At 65.1% G+C, this 23,151-nt stretch carries 19 protein-coding genes and 1 tRNA gene; 7 read left to right on the top strand and 13 right to left on the bottom strand.

Annotated elements, in window-relative coordinates; all coding sequences use genetic code 11:
• The first annotated feature begins 250 nt into the window (after window positions 1–250).
• A complete protein-coding gene (locus QTL98_RS02200) occupies window positions 251–3,139 on the top strand; it encodes an ATP-binding protein (protein WP_445680600.1) in 2,889 nt (962 codons plus the stop codon).
• A gap of 93 nt (window positions 3,140–3,232) precedes the next feature.
• On the opposite strand, the gene QTL98_RS02205 is transcribed toward QTL98_RS02200, so the two are convergent.
• The 7 genes from QTL98_RS02205 to QTL98_RS02235 all read right to left on the bottom strand — a co-directional run bounded on the left by QTL98_RS02205 (window position 3,233) and on the right by QTL98_RS02235 (window position 10,005).
• Complete coding sequence (locus tag QTL98_RS02205; protein ID WP_445680601.1) at window positions 3,233–3,817, bottom strand: biotin transporter BioY; 585 nt, start codon at window positions 3,815–3,817, stop codon at window positions 3,233–3,235.
• Window positions 3,818–3,947: 130 nt separating this feature from the next.
• Window positions 3,948–4,514, bottom strand: a complete 567-nt coding sequence (locus QTL98_RS02210) for a hypothetical protein (protein ID WP_445680602.1) — start codon at window positions 4,512–4,514, stop codon at window positions 3,948–3,950.
• Between the two features lie 97 nt (window positions 4,515–4,611).
• Window positions 4,612–5,592 (bottom strand): glucokinase, encoded by a 981-nt coding sequence (locus QTL98_RS02215; protein ID WP_445680603.1) that lies wholly within the window; start codon window positions 5,590–5,592, stop codon window positions 4,612–4,614.
• A complete protein-coding gene (gene otsA / locus QTL98_RS02220) occupies window positions 5,592–6,977 on the bottom strand; it encodes an alpha,alpha-trehalose-phosphate synthase (UDP-forming) (RefSeq protein WP_445680604.1) in 1,386 nt (461 codons plus the stop codon). Before otsA ends, QTL98_RS02215 begins: the two co-directional genes overlap by 1 nt.
• Window positions 6,974–7,717 (bottom strand): trehalose-phosphatase, encoded by a 744-nt coding sequence (gene otsB / locus QTL98_RS02225; RefSeq protein ID WP_445680605.1) that lies wholly within the window; start codon window positions 7,715–7,717, stop codon window positions 6,974–6,976. The genes otsA and otsB overlap by 4 nt, the downstream gene beginning before the upstream one ends.
• Window positions 7,718–8,298: 581 nt before the next feature.
• Window positions 8,299–8,949, bottom strand: coding sequence for a GNAT family N-acetyltransferase (locus QTL98_RS02230; RefSeq protein WP_445680606.1), 651 nt, complete (start codon window positions 8,947–8,949; stop codon window positions 8,299–8,301).
• Between the two features lie 120 nt (window positions 8,950–9,069).
• On the bottom strand, window positions 9,070–10,005 hold the full coding sequence (locus QTL98_RS02235) for an N-formylglutamate amidohydrolase (protein ID WP_445680607.1): 936 nt from the start codon (window positions 10,003–10,005) through the stop codon (window positions 9,070–9,072).
• 231 nt (window positions 10,006–10,236) lie between these two features.
• Here QTL98_RS02235 and QTL98_RS02240 point away from each other — a divergent pair.
• A tRNA-Val gene (locus tag QTL98_RS02240) sits at window positions 10,237–10,311 on the top strand.
• A gap of 134 nt (window positions 10,312–10,445) precedes the next feature.
• On the opposite strand, the gene QTL98_RS02245 is transcribed toward QTL98_RS02240, so the two are convergent.
• The 4 genes from QTL98_RS02245 to QTL98_RS02260 form a co-directional block, all read right to left on the bottom strand.
• Entirely contained in the window at window positions 10,446–10,856 is a 411-nt protein-coding gene (locus QTL98_RS02245) for a GlcG/HbpS family heme-binding protein (protein WP_445680608.1), read from the bottom strand.
• A 41-nt stretch (window positions 10,857–10,897) separates the two neighbouring features.
• Window positions 10,898–11,584 (bottom strand): NnrU family protein, encoded by a 687-nt coding sequence (locus QTL98_RS02250; protein WP_445680609.1) that lies wholly within the window; start codon window positions 11,582–11,584, stop codon window positions 10,898–10,900.
• Window positions 11,585–11,633: 49 nt separating this feature from the next.
• On the bottom strand, window positions 11,634–14,489 hold the full coding sequence (tsaE, locus tag QTL98_RS02255) for a tRNA (adenosine(37)-N6)-threonylcarbamoyltransferase complex ATPase subunit type 1 TsaE (protein ID WP_445680610.1): 2,856 nt from the start codon (window positions 14,487–14,489) through the stop codon (window positions 11,634–11,636).
• Between the two features lie 304 nt (window positions 14,490–14,793).
• Window positions 14,794–15,996 (bottom strand): pyridoxal phosphate-dependent aminotransferase, encoded by a 1,203-nt coding sequence (locus tag QTL98_RS02260; RefSeq protein ID WP_445680611.1) that lies wholly within the window; start codon window positions 15,994–15,996, stop codon window positions 14,794–14,796.
• Between the two features lie 248 nt (window positions 15,997–16,244).
• Here QTL98_RS02260 and QTL98_RS02265 point away from each other — a divergent pair, with 248 nt between their 5' ends.
• Window positions 16,245–17,399 carry a hypothetical protein gene (locus tag QTL98_RS02265; RefSeq protein WP_445680612.1) on the top strand — a complete coding sequence of 385 codons (1,155 nt, stop codon included), beginning with the start codon at window positions 16,245–16,247 and terminating at the stop codon, window positions 17,397–17,399.
• An 83-nt stretch (window positions 17,400–17,482) separates the two neighbouring features.
• Here QTL98_RS02265 and phaR read toward each other — a convergent pair whose 3' ends face one another.
• Window positions 17,483–18,097 carry a polyhydroxyalkanoate synthesis repressor PhaR gene (gene phaR / locus QTL98_RS02270; protein WP_445680613.1) on the bottom strand — a complete coding sequence of 205 codons (615 nt, stop codon included), beginning with the start codon at window positions 18,095–18,097 and terminating at the stop codon, window positions 17,483–17,485.
• 419 nt (window positions 18,098–18,516) lie between these two features.
• Here phaR and QTL98_RS02275 point away from each other — a divergent pair, with 419 nt between their 5' ends.
• The 4 genes from QTL98_RS02275 to QTL98_RS02290 all read left to right on the top strand — a co-directional run bounded on the left by QTL98_RS02275 (window position 18,517) and on the right by QTL98_RS02290 (window position 22,429).
• Entirely contained in the window at window positions 18,517–19,797 is a 1,281-nt protein-coding gene (locus QTL98_RS02275; RefSeq protein WP_445680614.1) for an alpha/beta fold hydrolase, read from the top strand.
• A 143-nt stretch (window positions 19,798–19,940) separates the two neighbouring features.
• On the top strand, window positions 19,941–21,113 hold the full coding sequence (locus QTL98_RS02280) for an acetyl-CoA C-acetyltransferase (RefSeq protein WP_445680615.1): 1,173 nt from the start codon (window positions 19,941–19,943) through the stop codon (window positions 21,111–21,113).
• Between the two features lie 104 nt (window positions 21,114–21,217).
• Entirely contained in the window at window positions 21,218–21,940 is a 723-nt protein-coding gene (gene phbB, locus QTL98_RS02285) for an acetoacetyl-CoA reductase (RefSeq protein ID WP_445680616.1), read from the top strand.
• 39 nt (window positions 21,941–21,979) lie between these two features.
• Window positions 21,980–22,429, top strand: a complete 450-nt coding sequence (locus QTL98_RS02290; protein WP_445680617.1) for an NUDIX hydrolase — start codon at window positions 21,980–21,982, stop codon at window positions 22,427–22,429.
• 25 nt (window positions 22,430–22,454) lie between these two features.
• Here the strand turns inward: QTL98_RS02290 and QTL98_RS02295 are convergent, their stop codons facing one another.
• Window positions 22,455–23,123 carry a tetratricopeptide repeat protein gene (locus QTL98_RS02295; RefSeq protein WP_445680618.1) on the bottom strand — a complete coding sequence of 223 codons (669 nt, stop codon included), beginning with the start codon at window positions 23,121–23,123 and terminating at the stop codon, window positions 22,455–22,457.
• Between the last annotated feature and the right edge of the window lie 28 nt (window positions 23,124–23,151).

Here is a 23,151-nt window from a genome sequence, read left to right on the forward strand (position 1 = left end):
CCTCGGCAATTCCCCGGTCTTTCCTTCCATTCCAGTCCCTAAAGCCTCTGGAGCCGAAGAGGCCCGATGCCCGGGAGATGGATGGTGGACGCCTGTTTGTTGGTTGCGTGCGGATACGGACTTCCGGCACAGTACAACGTTTTTTACTTTTTCCTGAGATTCATCGTGCCTTTGGGCAGGCAGGACTGGCCCATTGGAAAACTGACCATATAATAGAGCCTATCAGACAAAAGGTGTAGGCGTGAAAAGTATGGGGCCTGCGGGACAGGGGGAAAAACGTCGCTGGTCCAAGCGTATCGCGGGCCGGCTCATCATTGCTTTCGTGGCCACCAGCCTGCTGACCGGATTTGCGGCTGTAACCGGTATCATTGCCATCAACAATGTTGGCCGCGTGCTGGACGAGACGACCTCGCAGCAGCTGCCGGCCATGCTCAATGCCCTTAGCCTCTCCCGTCAGGTCGAGCGGGTCACCTCACTCGCGCCCGCCCTCTTTGCCGCCCCCGATGCGGACAGCCAGCAGGCGGTCCGCCGCCGCGTCGAGCCCGAGCTCACCCGGATGCGCACCGAGCTGGAGATGCTGCGCAAATGGGCGCCGGATCCCAATGTGGTGGATGCACTGCAAGCGGATGTGACCGAGCTGGAGCGGTTGATCGACGAAAGTTTCGATCTGATCCGTCAGCGTCGTGAGCTTTCCGTTCGCCGGGACGTGCTGCGCGACCGCATCTTTGCCTTTCGCAGCCGGCTGGAAAACCTGATCGAACCCTGGCTTCAGGTGGCCGGCAAAGGGCTCGACCTTCTGGATGGCAACCCGGCCCCGTCGGGCGGCACGGCGGCTCAACCTTCCGGTGAGAGCGCGCTCTCCGCGATGGCCGCCCGCTCGCTGACGATCTCGCGGACCCGCGACCGCGCCGGTGAGCTGGTAGACAGGCTGCTGCAAGCCGACAGCGTCAGCGATGCCGACAAGCTGGATGTGCTCTCCTTCCAGGCTGATCGCGCTGCCGACGGCCTCAAGGGTCTCGCCCGCGAGGTAAGTCCGGAGCTCGGCGCGGTTGTGGCGCAGGAGGTGGATCAGTTTGCGCCGGTTCTCTCGCCGTCACAGGGGCTCATTGCCCTGCGCAAGTCCGAGCTGGCGCTCGATCGCCGCGCTTCCGATCTGGTCGAGGAGACCCGGCAGCTTTCCAGTGCGCTTTCCCACGCCGTCGACACCATGCTGGATGATCGCAATGGCCGCCTCGATAGCGCGCTCGCCAAGACTGGCGCGGTGCGTGGCGGTGCATTCCTCGCCCTGGCGCTGGCCGGCGGCGCCAGCATCCTCGGCACGCTCTGCATCGTTGTCTTCTACGTCATGCGGCGGGTGCTTTCCCGCCTCAATGGTCTCACCCAGGCAATGGGTTCGCTCGCGGCCGGCGATCTGGCCACCAACATCCCTTACGGCGGCGATACCGACGAGATCGGCGATCTGGCCGGTGCGCTGGAGACCTTCCGGGGCGCCATGCGTGAGCGTGCGGAGCTGGCCGCCAGCATGGAGCAGGTCAACGAGCAGCTTGAGCACAAGGTGGCGATCCGTACCCGCGAGCTGGCAGAGGCCAACGCCGCCAAATCCATGTTCCTTGCCTCCATGACGCATGAAATCCGCACGCCTCTCAGCGGCATCGTCGGCATGGCCGAGCTGGCGCAGGATGCGGGCGGTAGTTCGGAACAGGGCAGCTACCTCAAGGTGATGCGGGAATCAGCGCAAAGCCTGCTCACTGTCGTCAATGACATGCTGGACTTCTCACGACTGGAAGCCGGGGCGCTCGAGTATGAAATGGCGCCCTTCAATCCGCGTGATGTCATCACCAGCGTGATGACGCTGCTGGGCCCGAGTGCCAACGACAAGCGGCTTGACCTCGACTTCCAGGAAGAGGCGGGTGTGCCCACTCTCGTGGAGGGCGATAGCGCCCGTTACCGCCAGGTGCTGCTGAACCTGATCGGCAATGCGGTGAAATTTACTGACAAGGGCAAGGTGACGGTCGCGCTTTCCATCGTCGAGCGCGACCAGATTCCCCATGTGCGCACACAGATAACCGACACCGGTATCGGCATCGCCCCGGCAGCGCGCTCGCGCCTGTTCCGCAGTTACGGTCAGGCTGATGCGACCATCGTGCGGCGCTTCGGCGGCAGTGGCCTCGGGCTTTCCATCTGCCGGCAGATCGTCGAGCAGCAGGCTGGCCGTATCGACTTTTCCTCGGTTGAGGGTGAAGGCAGCCGCTTCTGGTTCGATCTGCCTCTACGCGAGGCCGGGGCCGCCACTCCGGCGCCGACTGTCGCCTCACCGGTTGCCATTCCGGCCAATCTCAATGTGCTGCTGTGCGAGGATACGCCGGTCAACCGCACCGTTGCACTCGGCTTTCTGCGCCGCTGGGGCCACAAGGTCGATGTCGCCGAAGACGGACGGGTGGCGGTCGAGATGGCGGCGCGCGGCGGATATGACGTGATCCTGATGGACATCCATATGCCGGAACTGGATGGCATTGCCGCAACACGGCTCATCCGCCAGCTCGCCGGTAAACCCGGCGCGGTGCCGATCATCGCCGCAACGGCCGGCGCTGCGGATGTGGAGATGGAGGCCTGTCGTAACGCCGGGATGAACGGCTTCCTCGCCAAGCCTTTCGACGGCGCCATGCTGGCGAGTTCGCTTGCCGATGCGCTCGGGGCGCCGGGGGCCGGTGCCATCAACCGCGAGGCGAATGCGGCTCCGACCGAGGCTCCGCCGGCCAGTCAGGCTATGGTCGAGGCGCTGAGCCAGTTGATCCATGATTTCGGGGAGAACTGGACCCGGGATCTGACCGGTATCTTCATCAGCCAGTCCGAAACATTTCTGCGCGACATCGAACGGTATCTGGATGAGGGTCGTGCGGCGGATGCCGCCTTCGCTGCCCATGCCATGATCGCCCCGGCCCGCTCCGTCGGCTGCATTGATCTCGCCCGTTGCGCCCGCAACCTGCAGGCCGCCTGCTCCAACGAGGAGGTCGATCAGGCCCGGCAGCAGCTGGCAACGGCTGAAAGGCTGTTCGAGACGGCCCGCCAGGCCTTTGCCCCCGATAGCCGCACCTGGCTTCTGGTGCGCGAGCATCTGTCGGAGGTTGCCGCCGGATAGGCGCCAGGACCCGGTGTCGATAGAGCCCAAAAGAAAACCGCCCCGCGAAGCCTCGCGGGGCGGTTTTTCTATCCGTTCCCTTGCGGGAAAGGTTTAGCTGCGGCGGCGGTAGAGCTGCAGCGCACCGGCGGTGGCGAGCGCGATCTTCAGCGCTTCGGCTGGCAGGAACGGCACGAGGCCGACGGCAACCGCCTTCGCCGGAGCGAGGCCGATGCCGACGACAAGCCAGCCAAGGCCAAGCGCGTAGAGAACGGCGGTCGCAGCAACCATCGCAGCAAGCGCGGTAGACAGACGGGCAAAGAGCCCGGCCTGGGCAGCGACACCGGCAATCACGGCAGCGGCGAAGAAGCCGGCGAGATAACCGCCGGTCGGTCCGGCCATGTAGACGAGACCGGCGCCAGAGGCGAACACCGGCAGGCCAAGGGCGCCTTCAAGCAGGTAGGCGCCGACGGTGGCGGCAGCCAGACGCGGGCCGCAGCTCGCGCCGATCAGCAGCGTCACGGCGACCTGCATGGTCATCGGCACCGGCCAGAACGGTACCTGGATGCGGGCGGAGGCCGCCAGGGCGAGGCTGCCAACCAGCACCGCCAGCACGGCAATCAGCGCACGCGGCAGCACCCGGGTGCCGTTGGCACGGGTGAAGGCAAGCCGCTCGACGGGAAGCATGCGATTGGACATGTGAGCGAGGTCTCCAGATGAACTGTTTTAATAGCGTTTTATTGAGGGCCTGCGGCTTTACCGCGCCCCGCTTTCTTGTCGAACCTGAACCGTTCGGCGCTCCGGCCCTGTGATACAGGGCAAGGGTCGCTTATTTTACGCGGTTCAGATCCGCTTCGATGGTCTTGGTTTTAGTCCCATCGATCGACCGGAAGAACATCAAATGTAATCCGCTGGCCGTCAATCTCCGAACGTAGCTCTGCACTTCGAAACGGCCGTCATCGGCAATGATGAGCGCATTTACCGTCAGCGTATCCGCGTCGATGGTCGCCCACAGGTAGGGCTCGCCCTTCATCGGGTCGAGCGGGACATCATGGCCGAACATGTCGTGCCGCATGGCGGCGGAATAGACATTGCCGCGTCCGGAGGAGCGGAAGGAAACATCGAGCCGTTTTTCGTCGATGCTACCATCGGGGCGGTAGATCAGCGCCTGCCAGTCGACATTGAAGCCTTGCCCGTCATCCAGCGTCTTGATGGTCACGGCGAGGTCGCGCTTTTCCACGACCCCGCTGCCCTTCTCGATCGTGCTGCCGGCAAAGGTGCCGATGAAGGGGGACCAGAGGTCACTTGCCGCTGCCTGTCCGGCAAGAGTGCTGACGGCAAGAACAAGCATCAGGGCCAATGCCCGGGCGGCGTTGGGAGCAGCTGCCTTCTTCATCCCGCGTTTCCTTCACGTCTGGCCGCCCGGCACTCTGCCGGGCCGGCGTCGCCCGCACTTTTTCGTCTGCGCGCCGCTTTCGGCGGCAGGCTGGCCTTCAGCCCTGGTCCGGTCCCTGCTCAAGCAGGCCCCGCAACCCGACGAAGGCCGGCAGTTCGTGCGTTATCAGATATGTGGGGATCGGCTCGAGGAAATAGGAGAGGCGCCCCTTGGAGACGAAACGGGCCCGGAAGGAGCTGTCGTCGAGGAAACTGCCGAGCCGGGGCGGAATACCGCCCCCGATGAAGACGCCGCCGCGGGCGCCCAATGTCAGCGCCACATTGCCGGCGACGTTGCCGAGGATGGAGCAGAAAATCTCCAGGGCCTCGCGCGCCGCCGGGTCGGCGCCGGCCAGGGCCTGCTCGGTGATCTCGTGCGGCTTGTAGTGCGGGCGCACATGGCCGTCGATCTCGTTGATGCCTTCATAAAGGTTCACGAGGCCCATGCCGGAGAGCACGCGCTCAAACGAGATATGGTCAAAGCGGCGGCGCAGGCGCGCAGTAATCGCTGCCTCGCGTTCGGTTGCCGGCGAAAAGGTGGCGTGCCCGCCTTCACCGGCAAGGCTGATCCAGCGGCCTCGGAAGGGCACGAGGCCGGAGACACCAAGGCCGGTGCCCGGGCCGACCACGGCGACGGGCGCACCTTCCAGCGGCCGGCCACCGCCGATCTGCCGGCGGTCTTTTTCCTGAAGGAAGGGCATCGACATGGCAACGGCGGTAAAGTCGTTGACGACCTGCAGCGTGCCCAGTTCCAGCGCCTTGCGCACGTCTTCGATGGAGAAGGACCAGCTGTTGTTGGTCAGCGAGACGCGGTCGCCGGTAACGGCGGTCGCCACGCAAAAGGCGCCGTGCCGCGGCTTTTCATCCACCGTTTCCAGAAACGCCCGCGCCGCGCCGATCACGTCGCGATAGTCGGCGCATTGCAGCACCTTGGAGACGTAACTGCCATCCTCCTGCATCAGGGCGAAGCGCGCATTGGTGCCGCCGATATCGGCGATCAGGGCGGGGTAGGCGTCCGGATTGCGGGAGGTCTCGGTCATTATCCAGCCGTTGCGTGAAGAGCTTTGAGGTAGGCCTTGCGCCAGTGCTCGATGGTGTTCGCCTCCAGCACTGCCCACATGGTTTGCCAGCGCTCCTTTCTTTCGTCCAGCGGCATGGAGAGGCCGCGGCGAAGGTTCTCGGCTGAATCTTCAATATCATAGGGATTGACCAGCAGGGCCCCGCCGCCGAGCTCGGAAGCGGCGCCGGCAAATTGCGACAGTACCAGCACACCGGGATCTTCCGGATCCTGGGCGGCGACGAATTCCTTGGCGACAAGGTTCATGCCGTCGCGCAGCGGGGTGACGAGGCCGATGCGGGCAATACGGTAGAAACCGGCGAGCGTGCGCCGGCCGTAACCCTTGTTGATGTAGCGCAGCGGCTGCCAGTCGAACTCGGCATGCTGGCCGTTGATATGGCCGGCAATCTGCTCCAGCTCAGCCCGGATCGCCTGGTATTCCGGCACGTTTTCCCGCGAGGGCGGAGCGATCTGCATCATCGTTACCCGGTTGTTCATGTCCGGATAGTTTTCGAGCAGTTTGCCAAAGGCCTCGAACCGCTGGGGCATTCCCTTGGAGTAATCGAGCCGGTCGACCCCCAGCACCAGCTGGCGCTCGTTGAGCGAGCGCACGAAGCGCCGGAGTGTGGGAGTTTTGGCAATCTGGGCCGCCAGCGTCGACATGCCGGCAACATCGATGGAAATCGGAAATACCTGCGTTTCGACAGTGCGGCCGAACGCCTCGATGCGTCCGTCTTCAAGCACGTGTCCGCCGGCCCAGTCGGTCAGGTAACGGCGCAGGGCCGCATTATCGGATTCCGTCTGGAAACCGATGAGGTCGTAGGCGCAGAAGCTGCGCATCAGCAGCTTGAGGTTGGGCAGCGCGCCCAGCACCTCCGGAACCGGAAATGGCGTGTGCAGGAAAAAGCCGATGCGGTTGGTATAGCCCATCTGCCGCAGCTCTTCGGCGATGGGGATCAGGTGATAGTCATGCACCCAGATCACATCATCGGGGCGCAGCAGTTGCGCCAGCTTGTGGGCGAAGAGGGCGTTGACCCGGTGGTATCCGGCATAGGTGCGCTGGCGGAACGCGGCCAGATCGAGACGGTAGTGAAAGAGCGGCCACAGCGTCGAGTTGGCGTAGCCGTTGTAATATTCGTCATAGTCGGTAGCCGACAGGTCGAGCTGGGCATAGGTCACGCCCGCATGTTCGGCGATATGCGGCTCAGACTGCGGGCTATCGCTGGCATGGCCGGACCAGCCGAACCAGAGCCCCCCGGTGGTGGAGAGCGCCTCCTGCATGGCAACGGCAAGGCCGCCGCCGTTGGCGGCGGCCTTGCCGGGGTTCGGGGCGGCAACACGGTTGGAAACGACGACGAGCCGACTCATGGTTGCTGGTCTCCCGGACGCGGCTGCACCTGGCTGATGAAGTCTGTAAGCCATCTGTGAAGCTCCTTCGGGGTTGGAAAGCTGGTCGTCGCCCGCGTAGGCCGACGCTCGCCGACGATCACGCCGCTGCCGCCAAAGGGGAGCACGGCTTCAAACCCGGCCTCGTCGGTCAGATCGTCGCCGATGAAAACAGGTCTGCGGCCCGCAAAGAGCGGCTCGGCCATCATGTGGCGCACCGTGCTGCCCTTGTCGCCGCCGCTCTGGCGCAGCTCGTAGACGCATTTGCCGGCTTGCAGTTCGAAGCTGCCGGCAAATTTCCGGGCCAGTGCTTCGGCAACCTCGGCGGCGGCCGGATCGGCCCCGGGAGCGCCTCGCGTATGAAGCGCCGCACCATGCGGCTTGTTTTCAACCCTGAGGCCGGGATGGAGGCCAGCCAGCTGTTGCATTCTGCCGGTAATGGTGGCCAGAGCGGCGCGGTCAGGTTCCGGGCTTTCGACGGGAAGTTCTGCCGCCCGGCGCCACTCCAGCCCGTGCTGTCCGCCGGCCGGGCCGGCAAAGGGGGCCAGCAGCTGGTCTATCTGTTCCAGCGGCCGGCCGGAGACGATGGCGAGGGCACCGCCCAGCAGATCATGTGCGGTTTGCAGCAGCGCCGGTAATCCGGCGGGGATGATGACGGCATCGGGAGTGGCGGCGATATCGATCAGCGTGCCATCGAAATCCAGAAAAAGGCAGTCATCCACGCCCAGTGCCGGTGGTGGTGGCAGGGTGTCCCCGTCTGTACCTGGTACACCCTGAAAGCCCGTTACTCGGCTGTCGATTGTCTGGTGAGTTGATGGAACGCCTTCTCCGGCCATGGTGATTACTGTCTCCCTTTTTGAGCGTCCTTTGCCCGGCACCCCGGCAGGCGAGAGGGTCCGAAGAGCCTCTGGAGGGGGAAACGAGCGCCCTTTTCCCTTCAGCCGTCAGTCGGCAGGGCGGGGTGGCATGGGACGCCTTGCGGATGGTTTTGCTCATGTGCCGGAGTCCCCGGCGCATTCCTGCACAAACGCTCAACGCGCAAGAGCGGCAATTGGCTGCAATCTTTAATGTGCATTGCAGCATCTTTTAGGGGCGGGTTCCAGTTTTTCTGGCCGTTTTGGGGCAAAAAATGTGAAGCGGGCCCTTGAAATTTATGCGGAAAAGGCCAAATGTTGCAGTGCGGCATGGCTGGAGGCTTTCGCTGGCCAACCATTCCGCAGCGCACTTTATTGGGCGTTTCCTCCCTAGACTTGGGCCGCGCTTGTCGCGGCCTTTCTTTTTGGGAGTTTCCTTGCGTGGGCGATCAGAGAATCGCCGGCCGGATCAGCGGAATGAATTCGCGCTCGAAGCCTTCGGGCGGGGGCGGCAGGGTGGCATCACCGTCGCCGAGCGAGCGCTGCAGCATCACGATATCGACCCACTGGTTCTGCTTGAAGCCCACGCCCTTGAGGTGCGCCACGCGTTCAAAGCCCAGCCGCTCGTGCAGCAGGGTGGAGCGGGTATCCTGCGCCGTCACGCCGGTCACCGCGATCATCTGCCGGTAACCCATCATGGTGCAGCGGTCGATAAGCGCGGTCAGCAGCGCGCGGCCGACACCGCGACCCTCGATGCCCGGCTTCACATAGATCGAATCCTCGACCAGGAAGCGGTAGGCCGAGCGCGCGCGGAACGGCGCTGCATAACAGAAGCCAGAGACCTCCCCTTCCAGCTCGGCGGCCAGGTAAGGCAGGCCTGCGCTCTGCACGGCGCGCAGTCGGCGCAGCATCTCCTCGCGCGCTGGCGGCACTTCCTCGAACGTGGCGATGGTGGTCGTCACGTGATGGGCATAAAGCTGCTGGAAAGCGGGCACGTCGCTGTCGCGCGCCGGACGAACCGTCACATCGGTAAAACGCGCCGGACGCGGCTGCGCGGGATCGATGAGATGAGGGGTCTCGGGGCGGGGTTGACGGGACATCGGCGGCGCCTCGGCAAGATGTCGGTCACAAGAATGGGCGCGGCAGAGCCGGCCCGGGCGGAGTGAAAGAGACCCGGTCCATCCACGGGGTTGCCGGGATGCCGGGTCTTGCGGGACCCCTTATGCGGCGGGAGGGGGGCGCCTGCCAAGTGTCTTGCGGGCCTGAACGTCAATCGCGGCTGCAATGTGATATAAATCCCCGGCCAGCTTGCCGAAATCTTCTTCGCGGCGCTCCAGCGTCGCCTCATCCATGTAAAGCCAGCGGCCGATCTCGATCTGCAGCACATGGATGCCGGCTTCTGGCCGGCCGTAATGCCGGGTGATGAAGCCGCCGGCATAAGGGCTGTTGCGCGCGACCTCGAAGCCGCGCGTACGGGCTGCCGCCTCCGCGGCGCCCACCAGTGCGGGATCGCACGAGGCACCGAAAAAGTCGCCGAACACGATATCGGAAGCGTGGCGGCCCCCGCGGGCGCGTTGGGTGGTTTGCGATTCGGACGGCATTGAGTGACAGTCCAGCAGCACGCAGAGGCCAAAGCGCTCCTGCGTGCGTTCAATGAGCCGGTCGAGCGCATCGTGATAGGGGCGGTAGTGTTCCTCGATGCGGCGCTCCACCTCGGCGAAGTCGAGCTTGTGGCGGTAGATTTCCTGCCCCTGCGCCACCACCTTCGCCACGGTGCCAAGGCCGTTGATGACACGCGGGCTGCGGGCATTGACGAAACCGGGCAGGTCGCCGGTAAACATGCCGGGGTCGAGCTCCCACGGTTCGCGATTCACATCCACATAGGCGCGCGGGAACAGCGCTTTCAGCAGCGGCGCTCCCAGAAGACGCGCGGCGGGTTCGGCCAGGGCATCGACGTGGCAATCTTCCGAGCGGCGCAAGCTCAACCGGTCGAGCCTGCTCTGGGCCAGGAAACTGTCGGGATAGAAGCTGCCGCTGTGCGGGGAGGCGAGCACGATGGGGGTTTTCTGGAGGGCTGGCTCCAGAATGTCGATCACCTGGCCGGCCGGAGAAAGGGCGGCCACGGTGCCAGACTGCCGTGCGCTGAGTGCATCCATAACCAACCGTTTATCCCACAGGGCCACGATAGTCACCCGTGGCAAAAGTCTAATCGTTGCCGGCCAGCCGCGCTGTTATGCCCATCGTCGCGGGAGCCATGCGTGACGGAGCGTTCAAAAAGGCTTGCACGGGCCCGGCCCCTTTGCTAACTACCCGGCACCCGACGCGCAGGGCGCTTCGGAGCCGGCCCTTTCAGCCTGCCTTGCGGTGACTGAAAAGGTTTCAAGAGTGGGCGGTTAGCTCAGCGGTAGAGCACTGTGTTGACATCGCAGTGGCCACTGGTTCGATCCCAGTACCGCCCACCATCTTTCCCCTGAAAATTCAAAAAACCGATGCCGCGTGGCTTATGCCTCCAGGCGCCTGCTGCCATGTGCGCGCTTGCGCTGCGGGGGCATGAAAAGAAGGGCGACGCCGGGCGCTGCCCTTTCTGCACGGCCGGTCAGGCGAAGACGGCGACGCCAGCCTTGCCCACCTGCTCGTCCCGCTCCGGCGTCAGGCCGCTGACGCCGATGGAGCCGATTACGGCGCCGTTCTGGACGATGGGCAGGCCGCCTCGCAGCGGTGTGCCGTCGGCCGTGCCGACAAAGGCCGTACGCCCGCCATTGATCATGTCCTCAAGGGCAGCCGTCGGCCGGCCAAAACGGATGGCGGAGGCAGCCTTGCCTAGGGCTACATCGACGCTCGCCGCCCATGCCTTTTCGTCGCGCTCCAGCAGCAGCGCCACCCCGGCGGCATCGGCAACCACGATAGTGGCGGCCCAGCCGTTGCGGGTCGCTTCCGCCTTGGCGGCTTCCATCACTTTACGGGCGCCTTCGACGGTCAGGCTCGGCCGGTTTGCAGTATCGGACATGTCTTTTCTTTCAGGGTTTCAGGAGAAGCTTCAGGACAACGTCAGGCCGGCAGGACACTGACGCCGATGACATAGGGGTGGAGCGCCATCAGGGCGACCCAAAGCAGGGCGCCGGCAGCCGGCCGCCACGGCGCTACTTCGCCGAAAGGCAGCCTCTGCCGTCCGGCAACGATGGCCGCAAAAGGAAGATTGGAGGTGGCGGCGGCAAAATCACGCCATCTTTCCGCATCGCGGAGCGCGTGCTTGGCATCGATGGCAAGCGTGCCCGCCAGCGCGAGGATCGTCATGCCGCCAAAAAGGACGAGCCCGGCCAGATGACCGTTGGCGATGGCATGTACGATGCCCCACAGGCCAAAGCCCCACATCATCGGGTGCCGCGTCACCCGCAGGGCTCCCCGCGCCATGTCGCTGCCGTGAGGCGGCAGTTTCCCGCCGCCGACGGCGGTCGGGTTGGGCTGGGTCATGCCGCACACGATGAGGATCGTTGCCGGCAGCATGAGGATGATGGCGAGCCAGTGCTGCCAGGCGGCTGGTGCCCACAGGCTGATGTAGGGCGCGCTGCGATAGGCGAGCGCAACCCAGACGATCAGCACCGTGGCCGCCAGTGAAAACAGGCCGCGGTAGGCCATCTCGCCGGTGAGGGCGATGATCCGGCCTCGTACCGGCGGGGCGGCGAGCCCGAAATGCAGGACAAGAAAGAGTACTGTCGCGACAACAAGCTGGGTCATGCGCACTCACTCCCTTTGTTGAGCCTTTGCCCCTGCCGTGGCGGGGCTGTCAGGAAAGCTCGGCAAGGCCGGCCACGCCGGTCAGTGCCGAAGCCGCTGCCGCAAGGCGCGCCTGCCAGCTTCCCCGTCCTTCCAGCCGGGCGCGGCGTCCGCCGGTCGCGGTCATCTCCAGCCGCACCAGCAGATGGTTTCGCGGCGTGTGCGGTCCAAGCCTGGCCGGCCACTCCACCAGGCAGATACTGTCCTGCACCAGTTCTTCCCAGCCGATCTCGAGCACTTCGTCGGGCTCTTCCAGCCGGTAAAGGTCAAGATGGGCCAGCGGTCCGGCAGCTGTCTCGTAGGTCTGCACCAGCGTGAAGGTGGGGCTGGGTACGGCCGTTTCCGATCCGGCAAGGCGGCGAATGAGGGCACGGCAGAGCGCCGTCTTGCCGGTGCCGAGATCCCCTTCCAGCAGTACCGAATCGCCGGGGGCGAGCAGCGGCCCCAACGCCTCGCCCAGACGGTCGGTGGCTGCCGGGTCCGGCAGGTCCAGTTGCAGGCCGGCAGCAGAGCTTCTGGCACTCATGGCAAAATCCTCAAGGGCATCGTCCGGCAGCAGCGGCAGGGCCTGGGTGGCGGGCAGGGTCAGGCACACCCGCGTGCCGCCACCCGGCTGGGCACCGAGCGTCAGGCTGCCGCCATGCAGTTCTATGATGTTGCGGGCCAGCGTCAGGCCCAATGCCGGCCCTTCGCCGTCGCGCCCGCGGGCGGCGCGGTCAAAGGGGGTAAAGAGCAGTCCCGGCTCGATGCCAGGGCCGCCGAGGCCGGTATCGCTGACGGTAATCTCCAGCCCGTCCGGGCTGCGCCGGGCGCTCAGCAGCACGCGCCCGCCCGCTGGCGTCGCGCGGATGGCACTGCTGACGAGGCGGAACAGCACCTGGACCAGCCGGCGCCGGTCACCGAGAATAAGGCCGGCATCGCTCGCACAATCGATCACCAGTGCCACGTCGCTGCGGCGGGCCCAGTCGCGGGTAATCTCCCCGGCTTCGGACAGCAGCGTTGCCACCGGCACCAGCGCGAGATCGAGCGACAGCATGCCGGCTTCGATGGTGGCAAGGTCAAGGATGTCGTCGATCAGCCGGCGCAGCTTTTCGCTGGCTTCCAGAATGCCGTCGACCTGATCGTTCTGCCGTTGTGTCAGTTCGCCGAACTGGCCGCGCTGCAGGATGTCGGCATAACCCTGTACAGCGTTGATCGGGCTTCTGAGCTGCGATGTGACATTGGCGAGGAATTCGCTCTTGATGCGCCCCACCTCGGTCAGGGCCGCGTTGTCGGCGCGCAGGGAGCGTTCCACCTGCACGGTGTCGGTGATGTCGACCACGGTGTTGAGCATCGCTCCGTCGGGCAGCGGCACGCTGCTGATCTCCACCACCAGCCCCTGATTGAGCTCGGCCCGCAGGGCCCGTGAGGAGCGCTCGAGCGCCAGCGACAGAAGCTCGCGCCGCAGTTCCGCATCGGGATGCGGGAACACCGTCAGCATCCGGTCGACCAGTTCGGCGGCGTGGGGGCCGCGTGCCGTCTCCGGCGGGCTCAGCTGGAAGAGGCGCATGAAGGCGGGGTTGAGCAGCGTCAGGCGGCCGTCACTGGAGAACACGGCAACACCTTCGGCAAGGTTATCCAGCGTCTCGCGCTGTACCGCCATCAGCGTATCGTAGGAGGCCTGCAGCTCCAGGGCATTCGTTACGTCTTCGTAACTGAACAGCAATCCGCCGGGTGGATGCGCGGCGATAACCACGCGCAGCGTACGTCCGTCCGGCAGGTGCAGCACCTCTTCTTCCGTTGCCGGCAGTGCTGTGAAGCGGGCAAGCTGGCGGGAGCGGAAGTCACGGAAATTTTCCGTCTCCGGAATGGCGCCGCGGGCGCGCAGGCTGTCCAGCAGCTCGGCATAGGAAGGGGCGCCGTCAAGCCAGCGCTCCTCCAGCCGCCAGAGGCGGGCGAAGTTGCTGTTGTAGAAGGTCAGGCGCGTATCCTGACCGAAGATGGCGATGGCGGCGCCCATGGCCTCCAGAATCTCGGCCTGTGCCTGCCGGTGCCGCTCGAATTCCCGGGAAAGGGCTGCTGCCGCGCTTTCGTCGAGCGCCCAGCCCAGGTAGCCCGGCGCGCCGGGAGCTGCGGCTTGCAAGGGCATTTCGCTGAGCGAGATCTGCCGGCGCTCACCTTTCACGATCACCGGCAGGCTGTGGGTTTCCAGCGTGTGGCTTTCGCGGGCCTTTTCCGCAAGGCGGCGCGGCGTGCCGAAGGCGGGGGTTGCGGCCAGCTCGCGCTGGTCCTCCAGCACGCCTGTGCGGTCATTGCCTTCGACAAAATCCACGAAGGCACGGTTGATCCAGGCAAGGCGCAGCGAGGCATCGCGTCGCCACACCGGTAGTGGCAGCGTATCCAGCATTGCGGTGAGCTGCTCAAGCTGTTCGCGGGTCGCCTGCAATTCATCCATCGTTCCCAGGAGGGAGCTGGCGGGGGAAAGGCAGATGCGGCGGGTGGCGGAAAGGCTCTCCGGTGCTTCCTGTGCCGGCCAGCCGAGCAGATAACGCTCCTGCCCGCCCTGTGTCAGATGCATCATCCAGGGCGGCGGCGAGCCGGCAAGGCTGTCGCCGGGGAGCAGTGCCACGGTCAGGAAGCTTGCCGGCAGCCCGTCCTCGACCGGCGCAAGGCCAAGGCTATCGGCCCCGGTGAGCCGTTTGATGCGCCCTTCGCCATCCACCGTGGCGATGAGCGGGGTTGCGGCATGGCGCAGGCGCCATTCATCATGCAGCTGTTCCGCAAGCTGCTGGGAGCGCCGGCGGGCGCGCAGGGCAAAAAACAGGGTCACGGCGAGAGCAAGGGTCAGACCGGCGAGCGTTGCCAGAAGCGCCGGGTTTGCGGACACGACGGTTGCCTCGGCGGCCAGGGCCCTGCCCGCTGATGTCACGACCAAGAGGCCGGCGGCCGTCGCCGCCGGCCACGTTCTGCCGGTTACCTTGCCCCTGCGGTTCATCATCCCCGCTTATCCCCCAAGGGCGGACGGTAACCCGTTGCCGCCACAGCGACAAGTAAGCTGCCGGACCCTGAAACAAGCATGCCCCCGTTTTCCGGCGCCCCCTCGGAAGGCGGCAAAGGAGAACGGGGGCATGGGACACTTCAGAAGCCTGATCGGGCCGGCACAGACGGCCAGGCCCGTTCAGGGCACCTGATCAGGTCAGCGAACCGCAGGCGCGCTGGATGCGCCGGCAGGCTTCTTCCAGTGCATCGGTCGAGGTGGCGTAGGAGATGCGGAAGTAGGGCGACAGGCCGAAGGCCGCACCCTGCACCGCTGCCACGCCTTCGGCTTCCAGCAGGTAGGTCACGAAGTCGCTATCGCTCTCGATGACCTTGCCGTCCGGCGTCTTCTTGCCGATGCAGCCGGCAACCGACGGATAGACGTAGAAGGCGCCTTCCGGGGTTTTGCAGCTGATGCCCTTGGCCTGGTTCAGCATCGAGACCACGAGATCGCGGCGGTCCTTGAAGGCCAGTGCCCGCTCGGCGATGAAATCCTGCGGACCGTTCAGCGCTTCGACGGCCGCCCACTGGGCAACCGATGAGGCATTGGAGGTCGACTGCGACTGGATAGCGTTCATCGCCTTGATGACAGGCAGCGGGCCGGCGGCGTAACCGATGCGCCAGCCAGTCATGGCATAGGACTTGGAGACGCCGTTGACGGTGAGCGTACGGTCGATGAGCTTCGGCTCCACTTCCGCGATGGTCGCGAACTTGAAGTCGTCATAGACGAGGTGCTCATACATATCGTCCGTCATCACCCAGACATGCGGGTGGCGCAGCAGCACGTCGGCAAGGGCGCGCAGCTCGGCCGCGGTGTAGGCGGCGCCGGTCGGGTTGTTGGGTGAGTTCAGCACCAGCCACTTGGTCTTGGGCGTGATTGCCTTTTCAAGGTCGGCCGCCTGCAGCTTGAAGCCGGTGCTCTCGGGCCCCTCGACGATGACCGGCACGCCTTCGGCCAGCAGCACCATGTCCGGGTAGCTGACCCAGAACGGCGCCGGGATGATGACTTCATCGCCCGGATTGAGCGTCGCCATCAGCGCGTTGTAGAGCACCTGCTTGCCGCCGGTGCCAACGGTCACCTGGTCGGGCGTGTAGGTCAGGTTGTTCTCGCGCTTGAACTTGGCGCAGATCGCCTTGCGCAGCTCGGGAATGCCCGCCACGTCGGTGTATTTGCTATGACCGGCCTTGATCGCGGCAATGGCCGCGTCCTTGACATTCTCCGGCGTATCGAAATCCGGCTCGCCCGCGCCAAGACCGATCACATCGCGGCCAGCGGCTTTGAGCTCGCGGGCTTTGGTAGTGACGGCGATGGTCGGTGACGGCTTGATACGGGAAAGACGGTCGGCGATGATCGACATGACTCGCGCTTTCTGAAGCTTTGCTTGCGATTGGGGGAACGCCCGCCCGGAAAGGGACCGGGCGCAAGGAAACGCGGCAGAGCCTAATTAGGCAAACTGCCGGCTGCAACCCTTCTTCCGCCTCAAATCGGGCCATTGAGCGAAGGCTGGTTAACTTTCCTTAATAAGTTTGCGGTAAAAATGGCAGCTGGGTCCGTCTGCGCTCGTTTCGCTGGCGGCTTTGGGTGTCGCTACCAGGTCGGTGATTGATGTTTTCTCGCAACTCCAAGTTCGAGGTGTACGTCCAGAAGGAAAACCGCTGGGCGCTGCAATCTGCCTTCGACGAGGAGGCCCCTGCCGTCCAGAGTGCGCGCAATCATCTGGGCGTGCCCGGCGTGCAGGCGGTGCGCGTGGTGGAAGAGTGGTCCGGGCTCGGCGGGCGCCGCAAGGAGCGCGAAGTGCTGAGCCAGCAGGCCGTAGCTGGCGCCAAGAAAGCGACTATCTGCCTCGAGCCGGACCCCTTCAACTGCAAGTTCGAGACGCTGGAAGACATCTATCACCCGGTCGTGCGCCGGGCGGTCGGCCAGATCATGAAAAATTTCCTGACCGAACTCGTCATCTCCCCGACCGAGTTCGTGCATGGCGGCCAGCACATGAAGCGCTTCTTCCGCGAGGAACGGCTGCCGGGTGCCTTCTATTTCATCTTCGTCAAGTTCTGGCAGGACGCGCCCAAGGATGTGGATGCTGGGGTGCTGACCAGCCGGATGGACAAGATCTTTGCCGAGGCGATGAACCGGGCCACCGGCTTTTCCACCGGCCGCAAGCTGGTGATCAAGTCACGCGAGGATGCCGTGGCCGCGCTGGCGCGATCGGCTGAACTGTCGCCGGAAGATGGCGGGCGTTTTGCCTTCAATGCAGCGCTCAGCGAATATCTGGGCGAATTCCGCGCCTGGCCGGCCAAGCTGGATGAGGTCTTCAACATCGCCATCATGGCGAAGGAAGACCGCATGTGGCAGCTGACGGACGAGATCTGCGCCGAAGTGCTGGAAATGTCGGAGATGATCCGCGACCTGCTGGGCGATCACAAGAATCTGGCCGCGGCCCTCATGGTGCTGGCCGATTATGTGATGGGCGAAAGCGCCGTTCCCGGTGCCGGCGGCTGGAATAATCACCTCTGGATTTCCAAGGGCATCAGCCGGGGGCGCCTGCCGCGTACCCAGGCATCCCTGCTGCTGCGCCTCGTGCGTGCGCTCAACGGCAATAATCCACTGACCAAGACCGGCGCCCGTGCCGATGGCCAGGCGCTTGGCGACCTGCGCAAGAAGCTGACGCTGCCGACCCGCGATCTCATCGGTGGCAAGCACATGGAAAGCGCCTTTGAGCGGCGCTGGTCCCGCGTGCGCGAAACGCTGTTGCAGGAATGACCGGCTCCGGCGTTTGAGGACGCTGAAAACAAAAGCGCCGACGGGGAGCCGCCGGCGCTTTTGTTTTCCGTCTCCGGAAGGCGTTATTTGCTCAGCTTGTCGATCTTCTGCTGCAATTCGTCGAGACGCGATTGCAGCATGTTGAGTGCATCCTCGGCCGGATTGCCGGTACTGGCCGGGCGCTGCGGAGCGGCGCTTCCGGAAGCCGGCGGAGAGTAGGGCGAGAACACCTGGAACGCCCGGTCGAAGAGCGCCATGTTCTGCTTGGCCATTTCCTCCAGCGCGGCGCCGAAGGGAAACATCGCCGGCATCCCGCCCATCGGGGCCAGCGAGTTCTTCATATAGTCGCGCATGCGCTCCTGATTGGAGGAGAAGGCCTGCATTGAATGTTCGAGGTAGCGCGGCACCGCCCACTGCATGCTGTCGCCATAAAAGGCGATAAGCTGGCGCAGGAAGCTGATGGGCAGCAGGTTCTGCCCGCCCTTGCTCTCTTCCTCGACGATGATCTGGGTCAGCACCGAGCGGGTGATGTCCTCGCCTGTCTTGGCGTCATAGACCACGAAGTCGGCACCCTCCTTGACCAGGCCGGCAAGGTGATCAAGGGTCACATAGCTGCTGGTTGCGGTATTGTAGAGGCGCCGGTTCGCATATTTCTTGATGGTAATCGGAGCGGGTTTTTCTTCGTCAGCCTTTGTCATTGTCTTGTTGTTCCTCCGCTGGCCTGACCGGCTCTTCGCTTCCTCACTCAAGCTAAGCGTGTAGGAGGTGACTTAGCAAGGGCTTGCGCGGACGCGGTGTCGCAATGCAACAGGCGGGCAGGATGTCCGGCCGGCACAAAAGGGAGGAAGGCGTCACATGGGTGCCGATCACGGCGATGACGGTTCGGCGGGCCCCGGCCGGACTGCGGAGCTGGCCGGGCTTGCCCGCGAGTTTGTCGATCTCTGGCAGGACCAGGTGGCGGCGAACCTTGCCGATCCCGAAACCGCCGAGACGCTGACACGGTTGACGGCGATGTGGAGCGGGGCTGCCAGCGCCATGATAGCGGCACTTGCCGGCGCGGGTGAAAGCAGATCGGGGCAGAAGACGGGTGCCGGTACCGGCGGCGGGAGTGGAACGCATGACAGGCAAGCGGACGCCGGCACCGACGCCGATTTCGCAGGAGAAACCGCCAGCAGCAAGGCTGGGTCCACGGCCGCTCTGGCTGCATCTGGGGCTGGCGGCGATGCCCTGGCTCGGCTCGCCGGCCGCCTGGACGCAGTGGAAGCAAGGCTCGCCGCCCTGGAAGGGCGCGCAGGCAAGCGATCTGGAGGCCGTCGCCCGAAAGCTGGCTGACTATCCGGCAGAGGCGGTAGAAGCGGCGCTGGCTGCCGAGGGCGTGCGCCGCCTTGCTCGCATGATGGCCGGCGTCAGCCGCTATCGGGCCCATCCCTGGCACCGGCCTCCGGAGGCGGCGCCGGTGCTGTGGCAGGAGGGGTCAACCCGGCTTCTCGATTATGGGGCAGAGGGCGGGCGGCCGCTCCTCATCGTGCCATCGCTCATCAACCGGGCCTATGTGCTGGATCTGATGGCGGAGCGCTCTTTCCTGCGCTTCCTCGCCGGGGCCGGCCTGCGTCCTTTGCTGGTGGACTGGGGTGTTCCCGGTGCAGCCGAGACCAACTTCGGACTCGATGATTATGTGGCCGGGCGGCTTGCCCGGGCGCTGGCTGTTACCCGCACCCTGGCGGGCGGGCCGGTGCCGGTGATCGGCTACTGCATGGGCGGCCTGCTGGCTGCCGGCCTTGCGGCGCTGGAGCCGGCCGCCATCTCGGCGCTCGTCTTCCTCGCCACACCCTGGGATTTTTATGTGGCCGACGATGGGGTGACCGGACGGCAGATGGCGGCACTGCATGCCGTATTGGCACCTGCCCTTTCGGCCTGGGGGGCGATGCCCACCGACATGCTGCAGCTGTTTTTCACCGCGCTCGATCCGTTGCTCGCTGCCCGCAAGTTTTCGCGATTCGCTGCTGCAGAAGCCGGAGAACCGCCGCCTGAAGGCCGGCCCGATAGCGCCTTTGTGGCGGTGGAGGACTGGCTTAATGACGGCGTGCCGCTCGTCGCCCGCGTTGCCGGGGAGTGCCTTGCCGGTTGGTGGGGCGCCAATACGCCCGCCACTGGAAAGTGGGAGGTGGCGGGCTGCCCCGTTGTCGCCGGAAAGCTGGCGCAGCCTTCCCTCGTGGTCGTGCCTTCCGCCGACCGCATCGTGCCGCCGGCCAGCGCGCTGGCGCTGGCTTCGGCCCTGCCGCGCCGCGATCTCATCGAACCGCCGCTCGGCCATATCGGCATGATGGTCAGTGCCAAGGCGCCGGGCTGGGTTTGGCAACCCTTGCGCGACTGGCTCGTCACTATGACGGCCTCGTGACTGCCCCGACGGTTGGCACGGCGCGCCGCCTGTGCTTGAGTTGTCCGGTCACTTGACGCAGATCATCGACAGCCTGCCGGTACCCGCTACGGTTGAGGCATCAGCGGTTCCGGCCAGGGCCCATATCCCCGGGGAGAAATCGAATGTCCGATATCGTCATTGCCAGTGCGGCCCGTACGCCGATTGGCAGTTTTTCCGGGGGCCTTTCCAGCCTGCCCGCGCATGATCTCGGCAAGGTGATGATCACCGAGCTGCTCAGGCGCTCGGGCGTGGCGGCGGACGAGGTCGACGAGGTGGTGCTGGGCCAGGTCCTCACTGCCGGCCAGGGCCAGAATCCGGCCCGCCAGGCAGCGGTCAATGCCGGCATCCCCACCGACAAGACGGCTTACGGCATCAACCAGGTTTGCGGCTCGGGCCTGCGCACCGTGGCGCTCGGCATGCAGGCGATCCAGACCGGTGCGGCCGGTATCGTCATTGCCGGCGGCATGGAGAGCATGAGCCTTGCCCATCACAGCGCCTTCCTGCGCTCCGGCGCCAAGATGGGCAGCCTCGAGCTTACCGACACCATGATCAAGGACGGCCTGTGGGAAGCGTTCCACGGCTATCACATGGGCATCACCGCCGAGAACGTGGCCGAGCGCTGGCAGATCAGCCGCGATGAGCAGGATGCCTTCGCCCTTGCGTCGCAAAACAAGGCCGAGGCGGCGCAGAAGGCCGGCAAGTTCAAGGACGAGATCGTCCCGGTGACCATCTCCACCCGCAAGGGCGATGTGGTTGTCGACAGTGACGAGCATCCCCGCCATGGCACCACGATCGAGGCGCTCGCCAAGCTGCGCCCGGCCTTTTCCAAGGAAGGCAGCGTGACGGCGGGCAATGCCAGCGGCCTTAATGACGGAGCGGCCGGTGTTATCCTGATGACGGCTGCGGAAGCAGCGCGCCGCGGTATCACGCCGCTCGCCCGCATTGCCAGCTGGGCCACCTGCGGCGTCGAGCCGGCGGTAATGGGCTCCGGTCCGATTCCCGCCAGCCGCAGCGCGCTCAAGAAGGCCGGCTGGTCGGTTGGCGATCTCGATCTTGTCGAGGCGAATGAGGCGTTCGCCGCCCAGGCTCTGGCTGTTAACAAGGACCTCGGCTGGGACCCGGCGCGGGTCAATGTCAATGGCGGCGCCATTGCGCTTGGTCATCCCATCGGGGCTTCGGGCGCACGCGTGCTCGTTACCCTGCTGCATGAGATGGCGCGCCGCGATGCGCACAAGGGCCTCGCCACGCTGTGCATCGGTGGCGGCATGGGCATTGCCCTGTGCGTGGAACGCTGAGGAACAAGAGATCAACTGAATAGATTTCCGGGGGCAGCCGGCAAGGCTGCCCCGCCAGGGAATCATAACGTCCAGGTCAGGACATCACGATAAGGGAGGCAGGCATGGCACGCTTGGCGGTGGTTACCGGTGGTACCCGTGGTATCGGCGAGGCGATTTCCGTCGCGCTCAAGAATGCAGGCTACCAGGTGGTGGCCAACTATGCCGGCAATGACGAAAAGGCAGCTGCCTTTACCGAGCGCACCGGCATTCCGGCCCGCAAGTTCGACGTGGCGGATTTTGCGGCCGTTACCAAGGCTATCGGCGAGATCGAGGCCGAGTTCGGCCCGGTGGATATTGTCGTCAACAATGCCGGCATCACCCGCGATGCCACCATGCACCGCATGGATCACGACATGTGGCAGGCGGTGATCGATACCAATCTCGGCTCCTGCTTCAACATGAGCCGGGCGGTGATCGACGGCATGCGCGGCCGTGGCTTTGGCCGTATCGTCAATATCGGCTCCATCAACGGTCAGGCCGGCCAGTATGGCCAGGTAAACTATGCTGCCGCCAAGTCCGGCATCCATGGTTTCACCAAGGCGCTGGCGCAGGAAACCGCCAACCGAGGTATCACCGTCAACGCCATCGCTCCGGGTTATATCGATACCGATATGGTCCGCGCTGTGCCTGAGGCGGTGCTGGAAAAGATCATCGCGCGCATTCCGGTTGGCCGTCTCGGCAAGGCGGATGAGATTGCCCGCGCCGTACTGTTCCTCATCGCCGACGATGCCGGCTTCATCACCGGCTCCACATTGTCGATCAATGGTGGCCAGCATATGTATTAAGGCTCTGGTCCTGCGCAGGATGCGCATAGGGAGAGCCTGTTGAGCCGCGAATATCCCGATCGGCCCTGGGTGGGTGTGGGCGTCATCGTCTGGAAGGACAACTGCGTTCTTCTGGTCCGGCGTGCACGCCCGCCCGAGCTGGGTTCCTGGTCGCTGCCCGGCGGGGCGCAGGAATTGGGCGAGAGCCTGTTCGAGGCCGCCCGGCGCGAGGTTGCGGAGGAAACCGGCCTCGTCATTGAGCCGGTCGCCGTCGTCAGCGCCTTCGACAAGATCGTGCGGGACGAGGCGGACCGGGTGCAGTTCCACTACACACTGGTGGATGTGGCGGCGAGCTGGGTTTCCGGTGAGGCGATGGCCGAGGACGATATCGACGCCGCCTGCTGGGCGGACGCCGCGATGCTGGCGGAGATGGAGCTCCACGCCGATGTCCGGCAGGTGGTCGAGCAATCACGCCGGCTGCTGCAGGACATGCTGCCGCCCCCTCCCTGAACGGAAGAAGACAGGGCTCGGCCCTTTAGAGCTTTTCCAGTCTTTCGCGCAGCTTCTGCGTGCGCGGATCGTCGATGCCGAAGATGGCTTCGCGCATCGCGATGGCCCGGTCGAGCGCGGCGCGCCCCTGTGCTACCTCACCCATGGCGACATGGGCGCTGGAGAGATTGGCCAGCCAGGTCGACAAGCGGCTGCGGTCGGGGTTCGGTCGGCTCTCCGTCAGCTGGATGGCCTGACGGAAATAGCTGAGCGCGGCGGCATGGTCGCCTTCCGCCCCAAGGCAGACCCCCAGTGCATTGAGCGCCTCGGCCAGCAATGTCGGATCCGATCCGGGTTGGCGCATCAGTCCGGAAATCGCCCGGTCCAGACAGGCGGCGGCATCGTCCAGCCGGTTGAGATTGAAGAAGCAGAGCCCCATTACTGCCTGCGCCTGGGCGGCCAGCGGGCTGTCGAGGCCATGAATCGCCTCTGCAAGCGCGCGTGCCTGTGCGGCGGCGGCGGCGGCTTCGCCGGCCCGGTCGACATTGCGCAGAAAACTTGCCTGTTCCAGCAGCGGAGCAATCAGCTCCGGCGCGTCATACCCCAGCTGCGTCTCGATGCGCGATATCCGGCGCCGCAGTTCGTCCTCGATCGAACTGACGGCAAGCGGGTCGGTCTGGAGCCGACTCTGCGGTGGGTGGGGAGTTCTGGTCACGGCGATGCGAGGTCCTTGTGCGGGTGCC

Origin of the sequence: Radicibacter daui, assembly GCA_030657355.1 — a bacterium.
Classification (GTDB): domain Bacteria; phylum Pseudomonadota; class Alphaproteobacteria; order Radicibacterales; family Radicibacteraceae; genus Radicibacter; species Radicibacter daui.

Coding starts and splice junctions, on each gene's coding strand:
- otsA (WP_445680604.1), bottom strand. CDS start 6,977: ATGAGTCGGCTCGTCGTCGTTTCCAACCGTGTTGCCGCCCCGAACCCC.
- phbB (WP_445680616.1), top strand. CDS start 21,218: ATGGCACGCTTGGCGGTGGTTACCGGTGGTACCCGTGGTATCGGCGAG.
- QTL98_RS02275 (WP_445680614.1), top strand. CDS start 18,517: ATGACAGGCAAGCGGACGCCGGCACCGACGCCGATTTCGCAGGAGAAA.
- QTL98_RS02215 (WP_445680603.1), bottom strand. CDS start 5,592: ATGACCGAGACCTCCCGCAATCCGGACGCCTACCCCGCCCTGATCGCC.
- QTL98_RS02265 (WP_445680612.1), top strand. CDS start 16,245: ATGTTTTCTCGCAACTCCAAGTTCGAGGTGTACGTCCAGAAGGAAAAC.
- QTL98_RS02260 (WP_445680611.1), bottom strand. CDS start 15,996: ATGTCGATCATCGCCGACCGTCTTTCCCGTATCAAGCCGTCACCGACC.
- QTL98_RS02205 (WP_445680601.1), bottom strand. CDS start 3,817: ATGTCCAATCGCATGCTTCCCGTCGAGCGGCTTGCCTTCACCCGTGCC.
- QTL98_RS02230 (WP_445680606.1), bottom strand. CDS start 8,949: ATGTCCCGTCAACCCCGCCCCGAGACCCCTCATCTCATCGATCCCGCG.
- QTL98_RS02245 (WP_445680608.1), bottom strand. CDS start 10,856: ATGTCCGATACTGCAAACCGGCCGAGCCTGACCGTCGAAGGCGCCCGT.
- QTL98_RS02280 (WP_445680615.1), top strand. CDS start 19,941: ATGTCCGATATCGTCATTGCCAGTGCGGCCCGTACGCCGATTGGCAGT.
- phaR (WP_445680613.1), bottom strand. CDS start 18,097: ATGACAAAGGCTGACGAAGAAAAACCCGCTCCGATTACCATCAAGAAA.
- QTL98_RS02250 (WP_445680609.1), bottom strand. CDS start 11,584: ATGACCCAGCTTGTTGTCGCGACAGTACTCTTTCTTGTCCTGCATTTC.
- QTL98_RS02210 (WP_445680602.1), bottom strand. CDS start 4,514: ATGAAGAAGGCAGCTGCTCCCAACGCCGCCCGGGCATTGGCCCTGATG.
- QTL98_RS02235 (WP_445680607.1), bottom strand. CDS start 10,005: ATGGATGCACTCAGCGCACGGCAGTCTGGCACCGTGGCCGCCCTTTCT.
- QTL98_RS02200 (WP_445680600.1), top strand. CDS start 251: ATGGGGCCTGCGGGACAGGGGGAAAAACGTCGCTGGTCCAAGCGTATC.